We start from the raw sequence: 6836 nt of genomic DNA, 5'->3' as shown, positions 1-6836 counted from the left end.
GATGTTGCAATCAACAGAGAAAGCACAATTGGTCTAAACAAAAATGGAATAAGCAACAAACAAAAAACCAAATATAAAACAGCACCAATCAGCAAAAAAACCATTAAGATAACGGTGAACTCATCGAGCCCCATCGGACTCAACCAAGCAGAAAGATGCTGCCAAAAAGAAATGTTAAAAACCACGATAAAAAACAGTGTGCAAAGCAAGGCTATTTTTTCTGGCTTTTGAAATAAAAAATTTCGATAATTGATTTTTAACATCATTAAACAGAGGGAAATTGAATGGTAATCGAAAAACCAGCAGGGGAGGAAAAGTTCACCTCAGCATGGTGCAGAGCAGCAATTTCTTTAATAAGTGATAAACCAATACCAGAACCACTTATTTTTTGACCAGCTGGACGGTAAAAACGGTTACCAAGGTTTGCTAATACATCTTGGGACACCCCAGGCCCATTATCTTCTATGGTGAGACAATTATTATTGACAGAAACCTGTACCATACTAGCACCATATTTCTCACTATTGTCAATAGCATTTCTCAACATCACAGCAATCAAATCTTCATCGAGTTGAACCGGATAATCTATTTCATCTGAAGTAGAAAAATCGATTTTTATCCCGCCATCACACTTAATTTCTTGTAATTTATTTTTCACCACTTCAATTAAGCTATTTTGTTTAAGCGTCATCACCTGACTATCAACACGCGCTAATAAGAGCAATTGCTCAACCAAACGGTGAGCACGCTGAGTAGACAAACGAATATTACGTAGACCACGTTGTTTTGCTTCTTGGCGTTGTGTAGTTTCTATCACATCTAAGCTCAATAAAATCCCTGCCAAAGGGGTGCGGAGCTCATGCGCAGCATCAGCAACAAAACGTTGTTCTCGCTGTCTAAATTCAGCGATTCTAATCAATAGTTGATTCAAAGCCTGTGGCAATACTTCAATTTCTTTCGGTACAGGCATCGTAAAAGCAGATAAGTCGTCACCTGGGCGACAAGCCACTTCTTGAGAAAATAGCCTTAATGGTGCAAGGCCGCGCCATACACCAAAAATCATCGCAATGCCCAACAACAATAAACAAATCATCACTACAGGTGAAACATCTTTTGCTACATCTGCAGCAAGATAATTACGCACATCTAACGAGATAGCGACGATGATTTTTTGATCGTTTTTAATTTCACTGTGTGTTTGCCAAGAAGTGTCAGCCAGATCAATTTTTCCGGTGGCATCAATCGGGAAAGGTGGAAATTGATTGGTAGCTATCAGCTGCTTGGTTTTGATATTGTATAAACTATACTTGGCGAATAAAGAATAATCCTTATCTAAAACCAAATCACTTGGGATTTGCATCAGAACCTGTTTTGGTAATAGTTGATAAAATCGCGCCGCTTCAACTAGACGAGTTTCTATGATTTCATCCACTTCGTGACTAACCTGTCTGGCCACCAAAGCTAACATCACAAAGGTAGCAATCATAATTCCAAGAAAAATATTGACACTGAGATTCAATAGAATAGAGTGTTTTTTTAATTGAGCCGCCACCCTTCACCTCGAATATTTTCTATGTAGGTGTCACCTAACATTTTCCTAAGCCGTGATAAATGCGAAGCCAACGGATTACTGTCATGCTCCACTGCATTACCATACAGGTAATCATTGAGTTGTTGATAAGACAATATTTGTTGCGGATGTGTCATAAAAGCATGCAGCAGACGCAATAGAATGGCACTCGACAACAAAGGTTGTTCTGCTTTCCACGCCATAGAAGCATCATGGGTCATACGCAAATCACGCCATACGATATAACTCACTGTCTTTTTGTGGGTTCGTCTAATCAATGCCTGTAGTCGCGCAATCAACTCTGCCAAATTAAACGGTTTAGCTAAATAATCATCTGCTCCAGCATTCAGCAACTCAATTTTGCTGTCTAATTGGCCACGAGCGGTGAGCACTAATGTGGGAATGGCGTTTTTATATTGACGTAATGTTTTTAGTAACACTTCACCATCCAACCCAGGCAAACCCAAGTCTAAAATCAGCACATGATAATCATGATTGTTTTGTAGTTGCGCTAAACCTTGCAATCCATCCTGACACCAAGTGACCTCAAAATTCGCATCCCATAAACCATCTAATAAGCTTTCACCTAAGATTGGATCGTCTTCTAATAGAAATAGCTTATACTTCTCTTTTACTGGATTGTTCATTAAGTTTCACCTTCTTTTTACCATGAATCATGGCAGCAATCAGATTGTCTTTTTGCAAAAAACTTTCAAGAATAGCTGCTGTCGCATGAATAAAAACCATGACATAAATCATGTTAACTAGCCATTCGTGTAACTCTTCAACCCACTCCTCACCCCAAAATTGATCTAATGTCATCATCCAGCCACTAACAATTAAGGCTGACATTACACCCCATAGAGCAAAAATCATCATGGCAGCTAAGGGATTATGCCCTAAACCATGCTTTTCTCCATCATGAATATGTTTAATGTGTAATATAATCTGTTGTGGCGTAGGGAAAAAAGAGGAAAATCTTGCGTACTGAGTACCGATAAAGCCCCATATCCAGCGAATACACATAATAGCTAAAATAGCATAACCTAAGTAACGGTGAATTTCATCGCCTTCTTCAGTTAAAAATGCGTTAATGAAAAATAGCCCTGCGACTAGCCAATGTGAGGTACGAACCCATTTGTCCCATACCAATACTTTATTTTGCATTATCGTTCTCTATAGAAAAAGCCAGCAGCAGCTGGCTTTTTCGTTGAAATCAATTAGGATTCTGTCTTGGTTTTCACAACTTTACCATCAACAGGATTGAAATAGACTTCCACTTTCTGACCTTGTTTGTTCTTGCCATAGATTTCATAGCAATTACCATCGGTCACTTTGAATTTCTTAATTTGATAGCCTTGCTCAACCAATTGTGCTTGGAACTTATCCTGATTTTGCCAAGTGCTTGGTTCTGCTTGGGTACAGGTTGGGCCAGCCACAGCAACACCAGACAACAACGCCACAGCAACAGCAGATAACAGTTTCTTCATTACATTCTCCCTATCGAGGTCATTACCACAAGTTCGGCAGGGACCATTAGACAGGGAGAGATTCAAACCTAACTTAAGTAGGTCACAAGCAGCGAAGAAATATCATCAAGACCAAAATTTTTAACAGCAAGCAGAAAAAGCCTCATCTATACTTCATTACTCGCAATTTTGTATCGTGATTGACTATGTTAAACAAATTTTCTTTGCGGATTCGGCTATGGCTGGTGGTGTTAATTGCGTTGTTTGGCGTGCTTACGCTCGCAGCGGTCTCGGCACTGCATGTCCGAACGCTGATGTTAGAGGAGCGTAAGGCACAAATTCGTGCGTTAACCCAAGGGGCTTACAACATCCTTGATTACTACTATGCCCAAGAAAGCAGTGGCCGGCTAAGCCGTGAGCAAGCGCAAAGCTTAGCCAAAGAAGCCATCCGCCAAATCCGCTTTAATGGTCCAGATGGAAAAAGTGACTATTTCTATATCTGGACGCCCGAGGGGGTCAGTGTGATGCACGCATTGAAACCCGAATGGGAAGGCAAGCCGATGGGGGAAAAAATCGAGGATGGTAATGGCCAGAAAATCATCCTTGAACTGGCTAAGCTGTTACAACAGCAAACCAAAACCTACATGGACACCCACTTCGTCAAGAGCAATAACGACCCAACGCTTTATCCAAAATTGTTATATGCCCAAAAATTTCAGGCATGGAATTGGATTGTTGGCACTGGGGTTTATATCGATGAAGTCAAACAGGCCTTTCACCAAGCCTTGCTCTACCAAGGCAGTATTGCTGCGGCAGTGTTGTTGCTGATTGGTAGCATCTGTTGGTTGGTCACACAGAGTGTATTAAACCAGTTGGGGGGAGAACCTGCTTGGGCGACAAAGATCATGCAGCAGGTCGCAGCAGGCCAACTGAATGCCGATCTCGGCAAAACTCAGCCCGGCAGCCTTGTCCATGCCCTCGCCAGCATGGTGCAATCGTTACGCAACATCATGACGGATATTCATCATAATGCCGATTTGCTGGTTCAGCATGCAAAAGTAATTCATGTTGCATCGACGCAATTAGCCAAAAATACCGATGACCAAGCCGATGCAACCAATTCGATGGCAGCAGCCATTCAACAATTGACCGCCACGTCGAGTCATATCTCAGACAGCACAGAGAAAACCGAGGCCGATTCCTGTACCGCCGCCAACTTGTCGAAACAAGGCAAGGCGCGTGTCGATCAGGCAGCCGTGGCCATACAAAGCATTGCAAGTACCGTTGCCTGTGGTTCTGAGCGAATTCGCAATCTTTATGAACAGGCCAATCGTATCTCTTCGATTGCAAATGTAATTAAGGATATTGCAGGCCAAACCAATCTGTTGGCATTGAATGCCGCGATTGAAGCAGCTCGGGCCGGAGAACAAGGTCGAGGTTTTGCAGTGGTGGCAGATGAGGTGCGTAAACTCGCAGAAAGAACCTCCTCGGCAACCATTGAAATTGAGCAGATGATTAGCAGCATCCAAAAAGAAACCGGCGAAGCCGTTGCCTCAATGGATAGCGCGTTGCCGGAGGTAAAACAGGGGGTTGATTTAGCACAAGCCGCCGCCGAGTCGCTGCATCAAATCGAACAGGGCGCATTGCGTACACTCGACCATGTGCGAGAGATGGCGCACGCCATTCGTGAACAAAATGCTGCCAGCAATGCTATTTCAGAACGGGTTGAAACTGTGGCCCAAACCGTGCAGGAAATCAGTGGCACCATGGACCACACCATGCACTCAGCAAAAGATTTAGAACAGGTGGCAGCGCAACTGCGCGAGTTGATTAAACACTTCCAACTCTAAGCTCTCATTGGATCTATACCGCTGTTGGCCGCTGAAAAGCGGCCAATTTCTTTTTCAAATCGTCTAATCGAAATGGCTTACAGAGAAAATCGTCCATACCTGCCTGCAAACAAATTTCACGGTCACTCTCAAACGCATTCGCAGTTAAAGCGATCACATACGGTTGTATGGCTAATGGTAATTGGCGAATGGCTTGTGTTGCCGAGATACCATCCATCACCGGCATTTGCATATCCATAAACACAATATCGTATTGATGTTGCTGTACTTGTTCCACCGCCACCGCCCCATCGACCGCAGTATCAGCAGGAATCCCTAATTTAGCCAACAAAGCGACTGTTAAAGTGCGATTGACAGCGTTGTCATCGACCACCAATGCGCGCACCGACTGCGTGGCCATCGACTCTGTTTGAACCATGCTAGGCGCTGTACTGCATAACGCTTCACCAATCCCAAACCGTACCGCAAACCGAAAAGTGGCCCCGGCGCCAGCTTCACTTTCAACGGTAATCCAACCTTGCATTGCCTCTGCCAGTCGAGCACAAATCGCCAACCCTAAACCAGTCCCACCATATTGCCGAGTGGTTGAAGCATCGGCTTGAGTAAAAGCTTGAAATAAACGGCTTTGCTTTTCTGGTGGGATACCGATTCCACTATCTTGTACCGCACACCGCAATTCCACCGCATGTTCAGAGAGAACATATTCTGCATGGACTTGAATCTGACCACGTGGAGTAAACTTGATGGCATTCGAGAGTAGATTAGAGAGAATTTGGCGCAGGCGAGTGCTATCACCTATCACCAAGTGATTCAGTTCACCCTTGATGGCCACGTTGAGGTGTAGATTCTTTTGGTGAACAGCCGGCTGAAATAAGTCAAGTGTGCTTTGTAGCTCTTTGCGTAGGTCAAACGCCCTTTGCTCCAGTTCTAAGCGGCCAGCCTCAATTTTAGAAAAATCAAGAATATCGTTAATGAGAACCAATAGGGCATCACCACTGCTGCGAATGGTTTCTAAGCATTGCTGTTGTTCAGACGACAGCGGTGATAATTCCAACAGCTGTGTCATGCCCAAGATGCCATTCATTGGCGTGCGAATTTCGTGGCTCATCATGGCCAAAAATTCACTTTTTGCGCGGGTCGCCGCTTCTGCGCGTTCTAAAGCTTGTGTTAATTCTGCGGTTCGTTCCGCCACTTGCTGTTCAAGATTGGTGGCTAATTGCTGTAACTGTTGGTTGATGTGATACAGCTGTAGGCTTTTTTGCTCTAATAATTGTTCTGCTTGTTTGCGTGCCGCGCGTTCACGTTCAAGCCGCCGCGTGAGGCGGCTGACTTCATCCTGAGTGGTACCCGATTTAACAACGGGTGAGCATAAAGCGTTCACGGCGTGCATCGCCTTCTCCGATAGATTCACGGCTAATGTTAATTTCACCACCGAAATGGGCCACACAACCGCGCATCAAACCTTCTGCTAAATCTTCAAAATGCCGACCAGAATGATAGAGCAATTGCAGTTTTGTGGTGTCGTGGTGTTCTATGATAAAGCGCGGTAACTCAGCATCAGGATACAATTTTAATACTTCGGCATGAATAATGTCTTCAATACCAGCTAAAAATTGAAAAGCATCGGTTACACCGACAAAAAAAGCAGGATACCCCTGCACAAAACGACCAAATAGATGTTCACCAAACGCCAACAACAGATCTCGCACGCTCAACCCTGTTTGTTGTGACAGCGCCAACACCAACGCCACAATTTCCTCATGGGGATAGGTGCCTACAGCGGTATATACCCCACCCGATGGCAGGTTAGCCGCATCAATCACATCATCGACCAAATCAGCCGAAAAACGTGCCTCGACCATTTCCAAAAACTCTGTAAATACGACGCCTTTCATCTGGCTCTCCATGCTGGTTGTCATTGCCTTTAGCACGATAACAAAAATGCTC

8 protein-coding genes are annotated in these 6836 nt (G+C 44.1%); 2 read left to right on the top strand and 6 right to left on the bottom strand.

All coding sequences use genetic code 11. The features are described from left to right. Nucleotides 1-231 (top strand): hypothetical protein (locus tag ACTBZS_RS11425; RefSeq protein WP_463044212.1); only part of this gene is annotated, 231 nt, incomplete at its 5' end. 34 nt (nt 232-265) lie between these two features. Here ACTBZS_RS11425 and ACTBZS_RS11420 read toward each other — a convergent pair. Genes ACTBZS_RS11420 through ACTBZS_RS11405 form a run of 4 tightly spaced genes read right to left on the bottom strand, consistent with a single transcriptional unit; the run spans nt 266 to nt 3060 of the window. Continuing rightward, nucleotides 266-1552, bottom strand: a complete 1287-nt coding sequence (locus ACTBZS_RS11420) for an ATP-binding protein (protein WP_463044211.1) — start codon at nt 1550-1552, stop codon at nt 266-268. Further along, nucleotides 1537-2217, bottom strand: a complete 681-nt coding sequence (locus ACTBZS_RS11415; RefSeq protein ID WP_460430094.1) for a response regulator transcription factor — start codon at nt 2215-2217, stop codon at nt 1537-1539. The genes ACTBZS_RS11420 and ACTBZS_RS11415 overlap by 16 nt, the downstream gene beginning before the upstream one ends. After that, complete coding sequence (locus ACTBZS_RS11410) at nt 2189-2737, bottom strand: cytochrome b/b6 domain-containing protein (protein ID WP_463044210.1); 549 nt, start codon at nt 2735-2737, stop codon at nt 2189-2191. Before ACTBZS_RS11410 ends, ACTBZS_RS11415 begins: the two co-directional genes overlap by 29 nt. 53 nt (nt 2738-2790) lie before the next feature. Then, the gene (locus ACTBZS_RS11405; protein WP_022653241.1) at nt 2791-3060 is read right to left on the bottom strand and encodes a PepSY domain-containing protein; all 270 of its coding nucleotides are present in this window, start codon (nt 3058-3060) and stop codon (nt 2791-2793) included. A 185-nt stretch (nt 3061-3245) separates the two neighbouring features. On the opposite strand from ACTBZS_RS11405, the gene ACTBZS_RS11400 reads away from it, so the two are divergent. Continuing rightward, nucleotides 3246-4889 (top strand): methyl-accepting chemotaxis protein, encoded by a 1644-nt coding sequence (locus ACTBZS_RS11400; RefSeq protein WP_460430092.1) that lies wholly within the window; start codon nt 3246-3248, stop codon nt 4887-4889. Nucleotides 4890-4902: 13 nt separating this feature from the next. Here the strand turns inward: ACTBZS_RS11400 and ACTBZS_RS11395 are convergent, their stop codons facing one another. After that, nucleotides 4903-6279 (bottom strand): ATP-binding protein, encoded by a 1377-nt coding sequence (locus tag ACTBZS_RS11395; protein ID WP_463044209.1) that lies wholly within the window; start codon nt 6277-6279, stop codon nt 4903-4905. Continuing rightward, nucleotides 6242-6784, bottom strand: coding sequence for a heme NO-binding domain-containing protein (locus tag ACTBZS_RS11390; protein ID WP_463044208.1), 543 nt, complete (start codon nt 6782-6784; stop codon nt 6242-6244). Before ACTBZS_RS11390 ends, ACTBZS_RS11395 begins: the two co-directional genes overlap by 38 nt. Nucleotides 6785-6836 lie beyond the last annotated feature (52 nt).

The sequence above is a fragment of the Aquaspirillum sp. genome, from assembly GCF_055136605.1.
Note: the sequence above shows the minus strand (reverse complement) of the source record. Positions and strands in the feature narration are given on the sequence as shown.

Excerpts from the sequence above, each read along its gene's own strand:
- ACTBZS_RS11405 (WP_022653241.1), bottom strand. The coding sequence starts at position 3,060 with ATGAAGAAACTGTTATCTGCTGTTGCTGTGGCGTTGTTGTCTGGTGTT.
- ACTBZS_RS11390 (WP_463044208.1), bottom strand. The coding sequence starts at position 6,784 with ATGAAAGGCGTCGTATTTACAGAGTTTTTGGAAATGGTCGAGGCACGT.
- ACTBZS_RS11415 (WP_460430094.1), bottom strand. The coding sequence starts at position 2,217 with ATGAACAATCCAGTAAAAGAGAAGTATAAGCTATTTCTATTAGAAGAC.
- ACTBZS_RS11400 (WP_460430092.1), top strand. The coding sequence starts at position 3,246 with ATGTTAAACAAATTTTCTTTGCGGATTCGGCTATGGCTGGTGGTGTTA.
- ACTBZS_RS11410 (WP_463044210.1), bottom strand. The coding sequence starts at position 2,737 with ATGCAAAATAAAGTATTGGTATGGGACAAATGGGTTCGTACCTCACAT.
- ACTBZS_RS11395 (WP_463044209.1), bottom strand. The coding sequence starts at position 6,279 with ATGCACGCCGTGAACGCTTTATGCTCACCCGTTGTTAAATCGGGTACC.